Below are 18,424 nucleotides of genomic sequence, written 5' to 3' on the forward strand. Positions count from 1 at the left end.
TGTTCAAATGGCGATTCAGCGTTTAATTGGTTTTGGGAAAAAAGAAGAGTTTAAGGAAATTTTGGCAATTTTAAGAAGGCAGAACCCTGATAGGATAAGGGTTCTGTGAAATTTGTCGTGTACAGAGATTTTTTTTACTCATCAGGATATTCAAAACGATAGCCCACGCCATACACTGCTTGAATCCATTCATGACGATTTCCCGTTTCGGCAGCGTCAGAAATTTTACGGCGCAAGTTTTTAATGTGGCTATCAATTACACGATCTGCCACTTCAAAACTGTCAGGGTTAATATGATCTAGCAACTGCGCACGTGAATACACCTGCCCGACATGCTCTAAAAACAATTCCAATAAACGGAATTCGGTTGGGGTCAAATTCAAGGTTTTTTGCTGATACCAAATACGCTGCTGTGCTTTATCCATACGGAATAAATCATTACTTTCTGGCTCATTTTTACGTTCCAGACGGCGCAATACTGCCTGCACACGAGCCACCAACTCTTTCGGGCTAAAAGGCTTACATACATAATCATCTGCGCCCATGTTCAAACCTAGCACCCGATCAATTTCCTCAGTACGTGCCGTGACCATAATAATAGGCACATCAGACTGTTCACGCACTTTGCGGCAAATGGTCAAACCATCCATACGAGGAATCATCAAGTCTAAAATCATCAGGCTTGGTTTACGCTGCAAAAAGCTGTCATAGGCCTCTTGTCCATCATGAAACATACTGACTTCAAATCCAGCAGCTTCTAAATAATCTCGCACCAATTGGGCAAGTTCAATTTCATCTTCAACCAGCAAGATATGTTTCATGCACGATTCCTTAAAGTCCTTCAAGATTTGATTTTTGGAAAACTTAATTTGCAGCGTAAACCACCCAACGGTGAATGAGCAAAACTTAACTCTCCGCCCAATGCTTTGGCAATTTTGAACGATAAAGCCAGACCTAAACCTGTCCCACCTGTGGCGCGTGTACGTGAATCATCGGCACGATAAAAACGCTCACCCAAACGTGCCAATTGTTCATCACTTAAACCAAACGGACTGTCATCTACATACACTGTCCATTCTGTTGCACTTTGACTGGTGTGAATATGCACCTGCCCACCCGCTTCGGTATAACGAATACTATTACTGAGCAAGTTGAGCATAATTTGTTTAAAACGGTCTATATCCAATTGTAATTGCGTGCCTTCACCCGACACGATCAAGTCCAACTGCGCCTGTTCAAATTTCGGCTTAAAGCTTTCGATTTCCTGCTCAATCACTTGCCATGGATCAATGCTCGAGAAATAGCATTTCAGCTGCATGGCTTCGGCTTGCGCCAAGTCCGATAAATCCTGTGTGAGTTTTTTCAGATTATTGACCTGATGCATCATCGCAGCCAAATGCTCTGGTGTGGCTTTGCGGATACCATCTTGCATGGCTTCAATTTGTGCCTGCAACACCGCCAATGGCGTTTTTAACTCATGCGAAGTATCAGCCACCCACTGACGACGTGAAGTTTCATGTTGATCTAAAATCACCGCCAAATGATTCAATTCGGTAGATAAATCCCCCAACTCATCATTACGATTGACCTTGACCTGATGCTGATAATGGCCTTTGGTTAATTCACGTGTGCCATTTAATAAGCGCTGAATTGGCTTTTTAAAGTAGGTCGCCAACAATAAGGCAGCAATCAAGCTCGCCAAAATACTTAAAGCATAAGCCAATAATAAATAACGAGTTTGTTTACTAAAAAAATTAATACTTAAAGCATCTTCCTGATCTAACACTGGTTTTAAGCCCAGATAACCCACGATTTTTTCACCGACCATAATTGGACGAAAGGAAATTTGAGTTTCAGCAGGCTCTCCCACTACAAATTGCCGCTGAGCATCATATAAAGATAAGCGTGAACTCAAGCCTAAACGGTCAGGCATCGAAATAAATTGTTTTTTTCCAGATGATTCTGTCGCGTTTTGGTGTCCTTCATTTTTACGATCAGGACGGAAAGCATTCTGATTGGCACTCAAAGGAAATACTAAACCTTCAAATGGCTGAAATTGTGAAGGTAAATTCAGCTCTAACCAGCGAAGTTCTTCCGCATTGGCTTGTCGTTTGCCTGGCTCAGGCTCGACTACACTTGAGTTGACATTGGCGAGGGTGTGTTCCTGAAAATAACGCTGCTGCAAAGCAATGTCATACTGACGACGCAACCACCACCGCGATAAACGGTCATAATCATCGGGCGCAGCTTCACCTTCAATTTGGAGAATTTGCGCCTGAATGGCATTGCCCCAATCGTGATATACCGCATAGACTTCTGCCAAGTTTTGAGTGAGCAAGTCCAGCTTTTGCATTTCGACATCGGCCACATATTTGCTGAAGTTTCGCTGCATATTGACATGCAATACCCCCAAGCTGACCGTGGTAATCAGAAAGGTCGTCAGCAGCACTGTTAAGAACAGGCGTAATGCGATGGGTATACGGCGAATTTTCAAAAGCGCAATCTCAGCTTTTTTTGTCGATTTTGAGCATTGTAACCAACAGTGCTAGAAAAAACTCTCCATTGTTTCTACATCTTTATTATTTAATCTTTAATCATCCAAAATCACATGCTCTTGTATGGAGGAATTTAGAATGAATAAGATGACAAAAATTGCTTTAGCCACTGCCAGCGTTTTATCTGTAGGTGCGTTGACTGCCTGTCAATCCACCCAAGCACCAAAAGATATGAAGCAGTCGCAATATATGCATGGTCATTATCAGAAAGACCGTCACATGACGCCTGAACAACGCAAACAATTTGAAAAAATGCGTACTGAACGTAAACAAGTCATGCAAGACATAAAAAAAGCCTGCGATGGCAAAGCGGTGGGTTCAGCAGTCCAAGTCAAAGCAGGTGAGCAAACACTAGAAGGCACATGTGCGATTACATTTAAACCGAACCGTGATGAAATGAAACGTGGTGAACATCACCCAATGCGTGCCGATAAAGCCGATCGTGGTCAATTCCGTGGCATGCATATGCATCGTGGCGAACCACTAACCGATGCGAAACGTGCTGAGTTAACCCAGCAATACGATCAACGTTTAGCTGAACATCAAGCGCGTCAACAAGCTGCGACCAAAGCCTGCCAAGGTCAAACCGATGGTAAAGCCGTGCAGCTAAAAGTCGGCATACAAACAATAGATGGCAAATGTATCGTTCACTTCCAGCCTAAAGCACCTGTTTCAGCACCGGATAAGGCTGCTTAAGCCACTCTAAAAAGCATAAATAGATAAAAAAGGCGCAAATTGCGCCTTTTTTATTGGACATATCTCTTTACGGTTTTGACTATTTGTATCATTTCAAATTCAGCAAAACTATTTACACTCAAACAACTTAGCCATTTCAAGGTAAAAATCTTTGACTTTACAGTCACCAAGAAATGCTATGCAGATGCTTGTACCGAATTAGAAGATGTTGCACGATTACAACCATTCCAACATGGCATGTCTGAGAAGGCATGTGCTGAAATCCATTTAAAATATAACGCTGGTCAAACCAGTATTGAGGAAACCGATATGCCACAATACAAAGCGCCTTTACGTGATATGCAATTCGTTTTGCATGAATTATTAAATGCCGAAGATCACTATGCAAAATTACCTGCATTCCAAGAAAACGTAAGCCGTGAATTGGTTGACCAATATTTGGAAGCTGCAGCAGATTTCTGTGAAAATGAACTTTCTCCAATCAACCAAAGCGGTGACCGTGAAGGTTGTACTTGGAATGATGGCGTGGTGACTACACCAACGGGCTTTAAAGAAGCGTATCAAAAATATATCGAACTTGGCTTCCCGTCTCTTTCTGCTGAAGAACAATATGGCGGTCAAGGTCTACCTGTTTCTCTAGGAAACGTGATTTCAGAAATGGTCGGTACAGCAAACTGGGCATGGGGCATGTACCCAGGTCTTTCTCATGGTGCTGTACGTACTTTAGAACACCACGGTTCAGATGAACAAAAAGCAACCTATCTGCCAAAGCTTGTTTCAGGTGAGTGGACAGGTACCATGTGTTTAACCGAATCTCATGCAGGTTCTGACTTGGGTATTATCCGTACTAAAGCTGAACCTCAGGCCGACGGAAGCTATGCAATCTCGGGCGAGAAAATCTTTATCTCTGCTGGTGAACATGACATGGCAGAGAATATCGTGCACATCGTATTGGCACGTTTACCTGGTGCACCTAAAGGAACTAAAGGTATTTCTCTGTTCATCGTTCCTAAGTTCAACCTGAATGCAGATGGTTCTTTAGGGGAGCGTAATGGTGTACGTTGTGGTTCAATCGAACACAAAATGGGTATTCATGGCAATGCAACTTGCGTCATCAACTTTGATAATGCGAAAGGTTTCTTGATTGGCCCTGAAAACCGTGGTCTAAACTGCATGTTCACGTTCATGAACACTGCACGTATCGGTACAGCGGTACAAGGTCTTGCAGCATCTGAAGGTTCTTTCCAAGGTGCGTTGACTTATGCCAAAGACCGTTTAGCAATGCGCTCACTTTCTGGTCCGAAAGCTCCTGAAAAAGAAGCAGATCCAATTATTGTGCATCCTGCTGTACGCAATATGCTATTGACTCAAAAAGCGTTTGCTGAAGGTGGTCGCGCACTAGTGTATCTGTTGTCTCTACACGCAGATATCGTTGAACAAGGTGCAACTGAAGAAGAACGTAAGTTCTCTGACAACATCTTGTCTTTATTGACGCCTATTGCAAAAGCATTCTTAACTGAAACAGGTTCTGAATCTGCAAAACATGGTGTGCAAGTCTTCGGCGGTCATGGCTTCATTTCTGAGCATGGCATGGAACAAATTGTGCGTGATACACGTATTTCATGCTTGTACGAAGGTACAACTGAAATTCAAGCAATCGATTTGTTAGGTCGTAAAGTTTTGGGTACACAAGGTGCAATGTTGAAAGACTTCACCAAAATCATCCATAAATTTGCAGAAGCCAACAAAGACAACGCAGCAATGCAAGAATTTGTTGAACCGCTCGCAGCGCTCAATAAAGAATGGGGCGATTTGACCATGCAAATTGGTATGCGTGCAATGCAAAACCCTGAGGAAGTAGGTGCTGCAGCAGTAGACTACATGTACTTCTCTGGTTATGTAACACTAGCTTACCTATGGGCACGTATGGCATTGGTCGCTCAAGAAGCACTTGCAGCAGGCACAACCGATGTAGACTTCTATAATGCTAAAGTGACGACTGCACGTTTCTACTTCAAGAAAATCTTGCCACGTGTTCGCTCACACGTAGACGTGATTGCAACAGGTGTAGAGCCACTATTTGCATTAGATGCTGAACACTTTGCTTTCTAAGCGAAAATTGAAACTCGCTAAATATTGAACATATTTAGCGGGATATTCAAAATGTTGTACTCTTGAGTACAGAAATTGAGAAAGGACGGTCATAGCATTGACAGTCCTTTTTCTTTATAAATAAAGCATTCTTTCGCTTTAGTGGTCTACAACATTCACAATTGTAGATTACACTGAACTCAACGAATCAAGATTCAAACAATAAACAGGTGAACTCACATGCCAATTTATAATGCCCCACTTGCCGATATGAAATTCATCTTAAATGATGTATTCAATGCAGAACAATTCTGGCAAAACAATGAAAACCTCGCTCACCTTGATGCTGCAACGGCTGAAGCAATTTTGGAAGAAATGGCAAAATTTGCCCAAAATGTGACGTTGCCTATTAACCGTAGCGGTGATGAAGAAGGCGCGACCTATAACAATGGCGAAGTCACCACACCTGCTGGATTTAAAGAAGCATTTAAACAATATGCCGAAGGCGGCTGGATTGGTTTAGGCGCAGATGAAGAATGGGGTGGTCAAGGCATGCCAAAAATGCTGACAGTATTGTCAGATGAAATGCTGTTTGCCACCAACCCATCCTTCATGTTGTATCCACTGCTATCTGTCGGTGCAGGCATGGCATTAAGCAGTTATGCATCACAAGAACAGAAAGAAACCTATTTACCTAAAATTTACTCAGGTGAGTGGTCAGGTACCATGTGTTTGACTGAACCACATGCAGGAACAGACCTCGGGATTATTAAAACCAAAGCAGAACCAAATGCAGACGGTACGTACAACATCACAGGGACTAAAATCTTTATTACAGGTGGTGATCACGACCTCGCAGAAAACATCATTCACTTAGTTTTAGCGAAAACACCAGACGCTCCTGCAGGTTCACGCGGTATTTCTTTATTCATCGTGCCAAAATTCTTGGTGAATGAAGATGGTTCGTTGGGTGAGCGCAACCCAGTAGGTCCAGGCTCAATCGAACACAAAATGGGCATTAAAGCCTCTGCAACATGTGTGATGAACTTTGATGGTGCCAAAGGTTACTTGGTCGGCAAAGAAAACGAAGGCTTGGCTGCCATGTTCGTAATGATGAACTACGAACGTCTGTCTATGGGAATTCAAGGTTTAGGTGCATCTGAATTTGCCTATCAAAATGCTGCGCAATATGCGACTGACCGTATTCAAGGCCGTAGTGCATCGGGCGTAAAATCACCAAACAAAGCAGCGGATAGCATTTTGGTGCATGGCGATGTGCGTCGTATGCTGCTCAATGCACGTGCCAATAACGAAGCTTCACGTGCATTTGCGGTATATGTGGGTCAACAATTGGATATCACTAAATTCTCTACCGATGCAGAAGCTGTGAAAAAAGCCAATGACCGTGTTGCACTGTTAACCCCAATTGCCAAAGCCTACTTAACCGATACTGCTTTCAATGCGACACTTGATGCGCAAATGTGCTTCGGTGGTCATGGTTATATCCGTGAATGGGGTATGGAGCAATGTGTTCGTGATTTACGTATCGCCCAAATTTATGAGGGTACTAACGGCGTACAATCGCAAGACTTGATTGGTCGTAAAACCATTAAATGTAATGGCGAATTTATTGCAGAATACATTGCAGAAATCCGTGACTTTACCAATGGTTTAGATGCAGACCTCAACTTCATTAAAGATGCAACTTTAGATGCAGCCACTGAAGTTGAATCTGTTACACAATACGTTTTAAATGCAGCCAAAGAAAATGTAGATTTCCCGAACGCAGCAGCGGTTGATTATTTACATGCGGTAGGTTTGCTCAGCTTCTCATATATGTTTGCGCGCATTGCCAATGCAGCCAAACAAAAAGAGGGTGAGTTCTATCAAAACAAATTGTCATTGGCACTGTACTTTGTACAACGTATTTTGCCAGAACTAGCTTTACGCATTACAAAAGTGAAAGCGGGTGCAGAAGTGGTAATGAACTTCAGTGAAGATTACTTCACCAACCAGTCTTAATTAATACAGTATCGCAAAAACGCCTGAATCATCAGGCGTTTTTTTATACTAAATTTTATATACCTATTCTAATTTGTGCATGAAATTTGCATCACCTTTGTTGAAGTCTGAATATCCATACTTAAACAGGAGGTGAAAATGGCAGTACGTCGTTCAAAAATAGATAAAAATATTCAAGCAGTTGAAAGCCTATTAGACAAATATGGCAATTGGGCTGTAGAAAGTTTTCATTATCTTGCGCTCTTTATCATTGGCTGTATGGTCATTTGGTCTGCTGGACATACGGTAATTGATATTTTCACCATCAAACAATATGCCACTATTGATGACATCTTATTGCTTTTTATCTATTTAGAACTAGGTGCAATGGTGGGTATTTATTTTAAAACCAATCACATGCCTGTGCGTTTTTTAATTTATATTGCCATTACCGCACTAACCCGTTTGCTAATTTCAGATATTCAACACGACCATAAAGCTGATCTCGACTTAGTGATTATTACTGGTTCAATTTTAATTTTAGCCGCTGCAATTTTAGTGGTGCGTTTTGCATCTTGGCATTACCCTTCCGTTATTCGAGACAAGCACAGTGAAAAGCCTTTAGCACAAGGCAAAACCCCTCGCCCAGAAGATGATGAATTGGCGTAAAAATCTAAAATAGGTCAAAAAAATGCTTCTAGATACTCAATATCTAGAAGCATTGATCTCTATGATTTCACTTTTTTCTCAACGATTTGCCACCAACACATAACGCCCATGTTCAAAAATCCAGTACATACCTCGTGGCGGAGCAGGTAAACCTAAATGTTGCCAGTCAGTCACCACACGATAGGTCGAACTTTCAATATGTGCACTACTCGGCTCACCATTTACCCAACTGTAGCTTTGGTGGTTATATTGCACGGTACTTGGCGCATTGTATTGAATATTGATGCCACTACGAATGGTTGGCTGCCCCCACTGCGGTACAGGTCGTTGATGGTATGGATAATGTGGTGGATAGGAATAGGGTTGCTGTGAATGATAAGGTCGATGCTGCGGATAAGCAGGACGATGTTGTGGCGAATAAGGACGATGCTGATCACGCTGTGTATTGACGCCTGTATATCCTGCCCAACGATTGGTTTCGGCCAAGCTCTGCATCGACACACCTAAAAATAGCATGCCACTCAATGCAGTTAAAATCGCCACTTTCATATCTAGCACTCCTATTTTCATATTTTTATTCTAAGCTCAAATTAAGGACAAACAATGAATAAAAAATCAGCAATTTTAAACTTTCGTCTCCGCAGATTTCACCGACACGGCTCGCCATTTATGAAATATCTCCAACCCCTATGCTAAGATACATTTTTTTTGAAATTGGATGAAACCTCGTGCCTGAATTAAATTTTGACCGCCTTCATCAGTTTTTCTGCAAAGTTCCGAGTGTACAGCAAGCCCGTGTAGACGCTTATGGTTCAGACGGTCAGCATGCATGGTGGTTCAAATTTCAAATTGATGTAGAACATCCGTTAGCATGGCAAACTGTGCAGGAATTGGGACATGTGCTGAATTATATTTCCAGAGATGAGCGCTTGCCGACTCAATTCTTACCTGTTTCACCGCCACCGTATATGAATGGTGAAGCCAAAGATTTTTTATCGTGGGTAATTCAATGCAACCATCCAGAATTTAGCCCAGATGTGGTTTGTGATTGGTTAGAAGCGCGTTTACCGAATCCTGTGGATGATGAAGCACAATGGAAAATCAAAACCGATATTGCCGAGTTAGATCAAATGAGTGATAAAGATTTGGATGAAATGGTGCCGCCAAATCCTGTAAAGTAATATTCGGCTCAAAAAAATCCCTCTTTCAATAAGAGGGATTTTTGAGTTCAAGGCATACAATTAAAAAATCAAAAGGTCGATAAACCACTCCATTCCATAAAGCGATACAGCGCATATTTCCACTTCGACTCATCGGCATAAACCGCATAATCCACACTCATATTTTTACCCTCAAGGTTTGACCATGCGGTATTAAAATAGTGTTGAGCATCCTGAAATACAGGGTCTTGCACCTGCCCTACTACTCGTAAATTGGTTTCTAAATTATAGTTTTTTAAATTACGTGCCGTGAAATTGGCAGAACCTAAAATCAACTCCGCCTGTGTTGCATTCGATTTCATCAGCATTTTATTGTGGCATTGCTCGCCTTGGGTATTACACCAACGCACCTTCACTCCTGCCGCATGTAATTCTGCCGCTACCTGTCGGTTTGGAATGCCATTTTTTTCACGTCCAAAAGCATCTTTATTCGGGTCGAGTAATACCCGCACCTTTACGCCACGTTGCTGTGCAGCAATCAGTGCCTTGATGATTTGACGCTCCGATAAATAGAACATCGCCAAATCCAGATGTTCTTGCGCTTTGGTCTGCCGAATCAGTGTCAAACTGCCCTCTAAAATGGCTTGTTCAGTGATGAGTTGCACTTGAGGATAAGACGAATCTGCCTCAAACTCCCCCACAATCACCCCAGACAGATTGCCCTGCGACATTCGCGCGACGGCTTGTTCTGTTTTCAACACATCTACTGCAGTATTGCCCGTCACCAATAACGCGCTGTTGGAATGACGTGAACTGCCATCATGTGAATTAAACGACGTGACCAATGCTTTCCAGCCTTCGGCAGTATCGACCACCATGGTTTTACGATGATTAGCTTTAAAATTGAACAAGCTGAAATAACTGCGCAAGGTAATTTTATCTTTACCGAACGGACTTGGCAGCCAGCCCTTTTCGGCATTATTTGGAATACCCTGACAGCAGAAATACCAAAAACCCGACCACAAAGGATTCGATGCGCGCAGCGGGGTTAAATCTGTTTCAATCACATCAATGCCCGCCTGACGCAATTGACGATAATGCTCAGGCGCGATGCCGCCATATACCGAATTAATGGGATCGGTAATGACTTTGATTTCAATATTCGGCTGCATCCGACGTTTATGAATTAAAGCATCGGTGAGTTGCTGCGTTAGCGGTTGATGCTGCTGTTTAGACGTTCCCACTTCAGAGTTAAATAAGAACATATCCAACACAATGGTGCTTTGTGCTGCATCAATCAGTCCTAAAATTTCATTAAAAATTTGATGCTGTTGTTGCTGAACACCTTGCCCGTCGATATAGGTCTGATCGGCAATAAATTTAATAGGCGCATGACGTAATTTTCCAGTGTAATTCAGCCCTTCGGGTAATGGTTTTAAGCTGTGGTAGGTCGCAGACGCCAAATAACCTAAAGCTAAAAAACCTAAAATAAGTCCCACATACGCCCGAGGCGACCAATTCAATTTTTGATGAATTCGCTGAAAGATACGCATAACAAAAAACCTAGTCCGATGCGCTCAGACTAGGTTTAATTGTTTGGATTTTCAAGAGGATTTCTGTGTTTTCACGCAGACATCCTGCTCAAGGCAAATTGAATTTTAGAAGCCAAATTCCACGCCGACTGTAAAGTTACGACCCACTTGTGGAATATTCGACAAGAACGATGTATGTGAATACACTTCATCATCGAGCAAGTTGTTGGCTTTAAAATACACACGGTAATCTTGTTTGTTGGCATAGTTGCCCGCATAAGCCACACCAACATTGACCATATTATAGCCTGCTGTTTCTTGCTCTAAATAAGCAACCTTGTCTTGTTTGAAGACACGATAATATTCCGCCATACCCGACCAACCATCGGCAAAGTTGGCATCTACTTTAGTCCCTAAACGCCCTGCAGGTACACGTGGTGCATTTTGATTGTCAATCTCACCGCGGACATAATCACCAAATACACTGAGTTTATAATCTGGGCTGATCTGATAACCTAGCTTGGCTTCTGTGCCATAAAACTTGGCTTTGTCTTGTTGATAATCAATTAAACGGAAAGTTTCTATATGGTCGGTGGTTGCACCATAAATATAGTTATCAAACCAGTTATGATAGACATGCAACGAATATTCCAGTTTATCAGCTTCATAGTGCAAACCAAGTTCTAAATTATTCGACTTTTCCACATCTAAATTCGCATTCCCACGCTCATAGGTGTTGGTTGCAAAGTGGATTCCATTGGCATAAAGCTCTTGCGCCAATGGTAAACGCTGCTGATGTGAACCTGTAAGGGATAGTTTATAGTTAGGTGCAAACTGCCAGTTGGCTGCGGCAGAAGCAGATACACCTGTATCTGAATAATCTTTTTTCTGAGCATCGACATCAATTTTTTGATGTTCAACCCGTGCACCGAGTTCAACATGCACATCGCCAAATTGTTTATGCTCTAAACCGAATAAACTATATTTTTGAGTTTTGGTATCAGGCATAGGTACGGTTTCGTGAGAATGATCGCCGTGTTGTTCTACTTGTCCAGTTAAATCAATTTTTTGCTGACTATACTGTGTACCAAACACCCCTTCCCAACCCGCAATAGGTTGATGAACCAACTCTAATCGAGCATCGTAGCCTTTACTTCTAAAGTTACTGATGACTTTATTTTCTTCTAATTCATCATGCTCATAATCGGTAAAGCTGGCATGCGCACGAAGTTTCTCAAAGCCTGCAAAGGGCTGATCAAGTTCAGTACGCAAATCATAACGGTGTGATTCCAAATCAATCCACGGGCCACCATGTGTATGTTCGTGTTCGTCATGTGGATCTGGTTGTGGTGCAGGGTCATGACTTCCGCAATGCAATTTATTTCCATGTGGATGGCAATCATGATACTCATGACTATGCCCTGGCAAACCATATTTGTCCTGACGGTTACTGTACGACAACCCCACAAAACCACGGTCATGAATCCATGATCCACCAATATTCACCGTTTGGCCTTCGGCAAAGGTATTGTCTACACGGCGTGCTTTATCTAAATGTGTGCCCTCATCATCATGATCATGATCATGATCTTCATGCCCTGCTTCATCATCATGGTGTTCTACCCAATAATTTGGCGTGATGTAATCATTGGCTTTACGTTTTGAACCTTCAATACGCAGCGCAAATTGATCACTGAGTGCTGCAGTTACCCCCGCACTCACTAGCTTTTCATCGCTACCTGTGTTGTAACGTAAACCTACCTGTCCTTCTAAACCATTATTTGGCATTTGAGTTGGAATTTTTTGATCGGTCACATTGACTAAGCCACCAACCGTTCCTGCACCATAAAGTAATGTTGATGGGCCACGAATAATTTCAACTTGTTTGGCTAAAATCGGATCTACAGTGATAGCATGGTCTGGTGAAAGTGTAGAAACATCTGCCGTTTCTGAAGCATGTTGCAGCACTTTAACACGTGCACCATCTTGCCCACGAATGACAGGTCGGCTAGAGCCTGAACCATATTGGTTAGAATAAACACCTAGCTCATCTGCCATTGCATCACCTATAGTGGTGCTGCGCTCTGCCAACGTTTTCTGATCAATCACATGATCTGCTACAGCGAAATCTGCCGCAGTTTGTACCAAAGGATGTGCTTGTAGCTGAATCGTTTCCAGTTGTGTATTTGTAGCATCTGTATCGGCAAATGCTGCTGGACTAAGTACTGCAAAAATTGAAACTGTTATTAAATTCTTATGGAACGCCATGACCCATGCTCAAATTAGTAAAAATAATTGATGTTATAATATAACATTTCATTAACATTGCAATAAAAAACATTGTTATTCTGTATTCTCAATTAAGCTATTCAGCACAATTTATTTTGATTTTTTATATTCTTTACTTTGAATTGGTATGCCCTTTACGCTCTCACATGCGGTACTTGCCCCACCACTAGCTAAACTCTCAGGACAACGGCTACCTATTGCTGCACTTGCAATTGGCTGTATGCTGCCAGATTTACATCGCTTGTTTACCCTACGCCAAGACCCAACGCCACATTTATGGTCGGCCTTGTTTTATCCAAACTTATTCTTAGGCCTTATGTTCTGTGCACTTTGGTATCTGGTATATCGCCCTGCGTTATATCGTTTTGTGGGAATACACCACCCGCTAAATTTGAATCATGCAACATCAGTATTGGGCTTTATTTTAGTGACTATCTTCAGCTTATTACTGGGGAATGCCACGCATTTAATTTGGGATGGTTTAACCCATCACGACTTTCGCAGCTTTGCCTTTCAGGATTTTTTAGCACAGTCGGTGCAATGGGGCGCTCAGACTTACCCGATGCATCGAATTTTGCAAATTGGTAGTTCTATTTTAGCCCTGCCTTTTTTGTTATGTATGAGCCTGCATTATTATAAGAAGCATCGGCAAATCAAACCTGTAAGCATCAAAGTTCTGGGCTATGCAGTTGGTCTTATTACACTATCTTTCGCTTTGGGCTGTTTCTCACTTTGGGATTATGCACGGCATATTCCCGATGCACTTTGGCAGGAAGAACTGTATTACTTTACAGGGCGTGCCATCAATGAGTTTAGCCAAGGGGCATTACTCATGTTTAGTTTAGGTTGTCTGTTATTTTTGTTTTTGGATCGGCAAAGACAGATGAAATAAAGCCAATGCTCATCACTTCATCCTGAATCTTGCTGCATTATCCTATTTCAGACACATTCCTTGTAAAAACCCACTGTTTTTGCAGCAGGTTCTTGTAGCCACATGCCCAAAGAGGCATAATCCTACCTTTGCTAAAGGCGGTGCGCTGTTTACGTATTCGCTTCCTTAACCCATATAGTTGGATTTTTAACGCTATGATGCGAACTCATTATTGCGGTTCTTTAACCGAAGCTCAAATTGATCAAACTGTTACCCTGTGTGGCTGGGTACACCGTCGTCGTGACCACGGTGGTGTAATCTTCCTAGATATGCGTGACCGTGATGGTCTTGTGCAAGTCGTGATTGACCCAGACACTCCAGAAGCATTTGCAACTGCAGACAAAGCACGTTCAGAATTTGTATTAAAAATTACAGGTCGTGTACGTCGTCGCTATGCAGGCACAGAAAATGCCAATATGGTCAGTGGACAAATTGAAGTTTTAGGCAAGGAAATTGAAGTTCTTGCAGCATCTGAAACGCCTCCGTTCCCATTGAACGACGAAAATACCAACATTTCAGAAGAAATTCGTTTGAAATACCGTTTCTTGGACATCCGTCGTCCAGAAATGTTAGATCGCTTACGTTTCCGTTCTAAAGTCACCAACCTGATTCGTAACTATTTAGACGATCATGGTTTCTTGGATGTTGAAACCCCAATTTTGACACGTGCAACCCCTGAAGGCGCGCGTGACTATTTAGTGCCAAGCCGTGTATCTAACGGTAGCTTCTATGCGCTGCCACAATCTCCACAATTGTTTAAACAATTGTTGATGGTGGGTGGTATTGACCGTTATTACCAAATCGCAAAATGTTTCCGTGATGAAGACTTGCGTGCAGACCGTCAGCCTGAATTTACTCAAATCGACATCGAAACATCGTTCATGAGTGACGATGACATTATGGATTTGATGGAAGGCATGACCGTGAAGATGTTCGATGAACTTCTGGGCGTGAAATTTGACAAATTCCAACGTATGCCATATTCAGAAGCAATGCGTGATTATGCGTCTGACAAACCAGACTTACGTATTCCACTAAAACTGGTAGACGTTGCAGACTTAATGCAAGACGTTGAGTTCAAAGTATTTGCAGGCCCTGCGAAAGACCCTAAAGGTCGTATTGTTGCGCTTCGCGTACCTGGCGCGGGTTCATTACCACGTAGCGCGATTGATGAGTACACCAAATATGTTGGCATCTACGGTGCAAAAGGTTTGGCTTACATTAAAGTCAATGAACTTGAAAAAGGTATTGAAGGCTTACAATCTCCAATCGTGAAATTTATTGAGCCAATCGTGCTTGATCTATTAAAACGTGTAGGCGCTGAAAATGGTGACATCGTATTCTTTGGTGCAGATAAAGCCAAAGTGGTAAACGATGCGATGGGTGCACTTCGTGTCAAAATTGGTCACGATTTGAACCTTGCAACTTGCGAATGGGCACCGCTTTGGGTAGTTGATTTCCCAATGTTTGAAGAAACAGATGATGGTAAATGGACTTCTGTGCATCACCCATTCACCTTGCCAAAATCAAGCGTTGAAGATGTGAAGAGCAATCCAGGTGAAGCTTTATCTGTTGCGTACGACATGGTGTTGAACGGTACTGAAATTGGTGGTGGTTCACTGCGTATTTATACCTTAGAAATGCAAAAAGCGATTTTTGAAGCTTTAGGCATTGAAGAAGAAGAAGCCGAAGAGAAGTTCAGCTTCTTACTCAATGCGTTACGTTATGGTGCGCCTCCGCATGGTGGTTTAGCATTTGGTTTAGACCGTTTAGTGATGTTAATGACAGGTGCATCGTCTATTCGTGATGTGATTGCCTTCCCGAAAACCAAGACAGCTGAATGTCCATTGACTCAAGCACCTGCAGCAGTTGAAGCGACTCAATTGCGTGATTTGGGTATTCGTTTACGTGAAAAACCAAAAGCTGAATCTTAAGAATAAGTTTTGAGAATGTGAGAAGAACCCTGCAAATTTGCAGGGTTTTTTATGAATTGAGATATGATCTAGCTAGTGGCATAATAGCGCTTCGTTTTGAATTTTAAGTTGAGCGTTACTATGGCTATGCGTCCTGCAGTTCGTAATCGTGGCATTATGCTAATTGTATTTGCTGTCGCTCAATGGTTATTCATGCGTTATATTCTGGCCAATAACCTATTTGCCTTAGACACCAATGACCGTATTTTGTACTTTAGCTTAAGTTCTATTGGCGGCGCATTTGTGATTTTTGTGGGGCTGATTTATATGGTTTTAAAAGGCAACGCAGAGAAAGTCGAATAATTCCCTTCTTTAACCACTGAGTGGTGACTTTCCTCAGTGGTTTTATCTCGTTTTATTTTGTTCTGAAAATGTTTAACTCCTTATCTGTGATTTAGACATAGGGGCAGCATCATCCTTGCTGTAATAAAACTCTTTGCAAAATTTTCTTCTTATAACCAGTGTAGTTTTCAAAGAGTTACAACATTATGTATTTTTTCCTCAAAGTCATTTCCCGATTTCCGTTGTTTTTTTTACAGCTTCTGGCATCCTGCATTGCAATTCTGCTGTATTCCTTCAATTCCTCACTCAAACGAATTACCAGCATCAATTTAAAGCTGGCTTATCCCGAACTGGATGAAACAGCCTACCAGGCTCTCCTCAAAAAAAGCTTAAAAAGTCAATGCATGACGTATATAGAATCAATCAAATGTTGGGGTATGCCACCTGAATACAGCTTAAATCAGATCAAAAATATTTACGGAGAACAGCATCTTACAGAAGCCTTAGCCAACAAAAAAGGCGTTATAGTTGTGGTTGCACATTTGGGCTGCTGGGAGTTTTTAAATGCATGGCTGAATTTACATGCCGCCCCGATGATCATGTACAAGCCCAATAAGCATAAAGCGGTCGATCGCTTTATGCTAGAAGCGCGCCAGCGATTGAATGCCACGCTTGTCCCCACCGATGAAAATGGCGTGCGTGCCATCTTTAAACATCTGAAGCAAGGAGGATTAACGGTCATTTTACCGGATCATCTTCCTAAAGCATCGGGAGGTATTTATTCAGAATTTTTTGGGCAAAAGACCTTATCTACTACGCTGGTGTCAAAACTGGCCAGTAAGACCCAATGCAATATAGTAGGCCTCAGTTGTATTCGTGATGAAACATCAGGTTTTAATGTGTATTGCTCACCACTATCCGATCAGATTTTATCGAAAGATTTACAAACTTCAGTGGATAGCTTGAATCAAAATTTAGAAGACATGATTAATATCGCACCCGAGCAATATGTCTGGTCTTATAAGCGGTTTAGAAATGTTGAAGGGAATAAAAATCTTTATACATCTCAGGCACTGGATAAATAGCGATGCTATATTGCCATACACAACCATAGAATCATGCTGATTTTTTAGTCGCTCAGTGGTTATTTATGTACTCTATACTTGCGAATGATATCTTTATACTCTAATACCCCATTAGTCTATTATTTCTTAAAGAGTATTTTAGGTGCACTGGTAATTTTATAGGATAGTTTATATAGTGTTGAATGGGAATCTGGATAAATAATAATGGCAAAATTAAAGATTTTAGTGATTGGCAAACGAAATGGCATTCTCCAATGGTATGAAAATATATTGGACTCAAATGATCAAAGCGCTGACTATGTAATTTCAGGCTTTGCTCTCAATCATAACAATACACTAGAACGTTTTTTAAAAAAAATTATTCCCAACAAAGACGTATACACAGCGAAATTACTAGAGAAAAAGTTATATTCATTTCAACCAGACTTAATTTTAATTGTCGATTTATTTTACTTCTCACCCTCTTTAATAAAGGTTTTATCAAAATATCCATGTAAAAAAGCGCATTGGATTGGTGACTTCTTTGATCAAAGATTAGCTAAATCTAAAGAGATTATCGATTTATTTTGCTTTACAGATTCCAGCTTCATGGAGGATGCAAAAAAAATAGGTATTACAAATAGCCTGTATTTGCCATTAGCCTATAATCCCAATATCTTTTTTGAAGGCAATGAGTCGAAAGCTGAACGCTTATTATTTATTGGTGCGTGGTCACCTAACAGACAGGAACTGATTGAACAAATTCCTCTTCCTCTTACAATTTATGGTAAAGGTTGGGATAAACTCAAAAAAGCAGATAGTATTATTCATCCATACAATATTCCTTTAACGCAAGTAGCAAATCTTTACCGAAAACATAAATATATTTTGAATCTGATTAACAAAAAAAATATTAGGCAAGGTATGAATATGCGATGCTTCGAAGCACCTGCATGTGGATGTATATTAGTCAGTGAATATGTTGAGGATTTAGAATTAGTATTTAAAATTGATGAGGAAATTATTTACTTTTCAAATCCCCAAGAATTGAAAAGTAAACTTAAAGAAACCATAATTAATGCTAGATTAGCAAAAGATAAAGTCCATTATCACCACACCTATAAAAATAGGTTAAAAACTCTGGTTGAATTGTTACTTGATTCAAAAATTTCACAATAGAT

The 18,424-nt window shown here is 41.3% G+C and carries 15 protein-coding genes; 10 read left to right on the forward strand and 5 right to left on the reverse strand.

Annotated elements, in window-relative coordinates; translation table 11 throughout:
* Nucleotides 1-134 precede the first annotated feature (134 nt).
* Both FTU71_RS12895 and baeS read right to left on the reverse strand, forming a co-directional pair.
* A complete protein-coding gene (locus tag FTU71_RS12895) occupies nt 135-821 on the reverse strand; it encodes a response regulator (protein ID WP_180064611.1) in 687 nt (228 codons plus the stop codon).
* 20 nt (nt 822-841) lie between these two features.
* Nucleotides 842-2,494 (reverse strand): sensor histidine kinase efflux regulator BaeS, encoded by a 1,653-nt coding sequence (gene baeS, locus FTU71_RS12900; RefSeq protein WP_180112057.1) that lies wholly within the window; start codon nt 2,492-2,494, stop codon nt 842-844.
* 139 nt (nt 2,495-2,633) lie between these two features.
* On the opposite strand from baeS, the gene FTU71_RS12905 reads away from it, so the two are divergent.
* The 4 genes from FTU71_RS12905 (at nt 2,634) to FTU71_RS12920 (ending at nt 8,012) form a co-directional block, all read left to right on the forward strand.
* On the forward strand, nt 2,634-3,251 hold the full coding sequence (locus FTU71_RS12905; RefSeq protein WP_180064609.1) for a hypothetical protein: 618 nt from the start codon (nt 2,634-2,636) through the stop codon (nt 3,249-3,251).
* Between the two features lie 309 nt (nt 3,252-3,560).
* Nucleotides 3,561-5,363, forward strand: a complete 1,803-nt coding sequence (locus tag FTU71_RS12910; protein ID WP_131260791.1) for an acyl-CoA dehydrogenase C-terminal domain-containing protein — start codon at nt 3,561-3,563, stop codon at nt 5,361-5,363.
* Nucleotides 5,364-5,582: 219 nt separating this feature from the next.
* A complete protein-coding gene (locus FTU71_RS12915) occupies nt 5,583-7,364 on the forward strand; it encodes an acyl-CoA dehydrogenase C-terminal domain-containing protein (RefSeq protein ID WP_178867608.1) in 1,782 nt (593 codons plus the stop codon).
* Between the two features lie 138 nt (nt 7,365-7,502).
* A complete protein-coding gene (locus tag FTU71_RS12920) occupies nt 7,503-8,012 on the forward strand; it encodes a phosphate-starvation-inducible protein PsiE (RefSeq protein ID WP_004975036.1) in 510 nt (169 codons plus the stop codon).
* 78 nt (nt 8,013-8,090) lie between these two features.
* Here the strand turns inward: FTU71_RS12920 and FTU71_RS12925 are convergent, their stop codons facing one another.
* Nucleotides 8,091-8,561 carry an RcnB family protein gene (locus tag FTU71_RS12925; protein WP_004975035.1) on the reverse strand — a complete coding sequence of 157 codons (471 nt, stop codon included), beginning with the start codon at nt 8,559-8,561 and terminating at the stop codon, nt 8,091-8,093.
* Nucleotides 8,562-8,740: 179 nt separating this feature from the next.
* Here FTU71_RS12925 and FTU71_RS12930 point away from each other — a divergent pair, with 179 nt between their 5' ends.
* Nucleotides 8,741-9,193, forward strand: coding sequence for a hypothetical protein (locus FTU71_RS12930; RefSeq protein ID WP_004975032.1), 453 nt, complete (start codon nt 8,741-8,743; stop codon nt 9,191-9,193).
* A gap of 68 nt (nt 9,194-9,261) precedes the next feature.
* Here the strand turns inward: FTU71_RS12930 and FTU71_RS12935 are convergent, their stop codons facing one another.
* Nucleotides 9,262-10,725: a phospholipase D family protein gene (locus FTU71_RS12935; protein ID WP_179993912.1), complete on the reverse strand. Its 1,464-nt coding sequence runs from the start codon at nt 10,723-10,725 to the stop codon at nt 9,262-9,264.
* Nucleotides 10,726-10,830: 105 nt separating this feature from the next.
* Entirely contained in the window at nt 10,831-12,972 is a 2,142-nt protein-coding gene (gene znuD, locus FTU71_RS12940) for a zinc piracy TonB-dependent receptor ZnuD (protein ID WP_179993911.1), read from the reverse strand.
* A gap of 148 nt (nt 12,973-13,120) precedes the next feature.
* On the opposite strand from znuD, the gene FTU71_RS12945 reads away from it, so the two are divergent.
* The 5 genes from FTU71_RS12945 (at nt 13,121) to FTU71_RS12965 (ending at nt 18,422) form a co-directional block, all read left to right on the forward strand.
* Nucleotides 13,121-13,885 carry a DUF4184 family protein gene (locus FTU71_RS12945; protein WP_180112058.1) on the forward strand — a complete coding sequence of 255 codons (765 nt, stop codon included), beginning with the start codon at nt 13,121-13,123 and terminating at the stop codon, nt 13,883-13,885.
* Nucleotides 13,886-14,079: 194 nt separating this feature from the next.
* The gene (aspS, locus tag FTU71_RS12950) at nt 14,080-15,858 is read left to right on the forward strand and encodes an aspartate--tRNA ligase (RefSeq protein WP_180005858.1); all 1,779 of its coding nucleotides are present in this window, start codon (nt 14,080-14,082) and stop codon (nt 15,856-15,858) included.
* A 120-nt stretch (nt 15,859-15,978) separates the two neighbouring features.
* Nucleotides 15,979-16,200 carry a hypothetical protein gene (locus tag FTU71_RS12955; RefSeq protein ID WP_096901541.1) on the forward strand — a complete coding sequence of 74 codons (222 nt, stop codon included), beginning with the start codon at nt 15,979-15,981 and terminating at the stop codon, nt 16,198-16,200.
* Nucleotides 16,201-16,385: 185 nt separating this feature from the next.
* Nucleotides 16,386-17,264: a lysophospholipid acyltransferase family protein gene (locus FTU71_RS12960; RefSeq protein WP_179993908.1), complete on the forward strand. Its 879-nt coding sequence runs from the start codon at nt 16,386-16,388 to the stop codon at nt 17,262-17,264.
* Nucleotides 17,265-17,468: 204 nt separating this feature from the next.
* A complete protein-coding gene (locus tag FTU71_RS12965; protein ID WP_096901543.1) occupies nt 17,469-18,422 on the forward strand; it encodes a glycosyltransferase in 954 nt (317 codons plus the stop codon).
* The last annotated feature ends 2 nt before the right edge of the window (nt 18,423-18,424 follow it).

Origin of the sequence: Acinetobacter sp. YH12136, from assembly GCF_013418545.1 — a bacterium.
GTDB lineage: Bacteria > Pseudomonadota > Gammaproteobacteria > Pseudomonadales > Moraxellaceae > Acinetobacter > Acinetobacter towneri.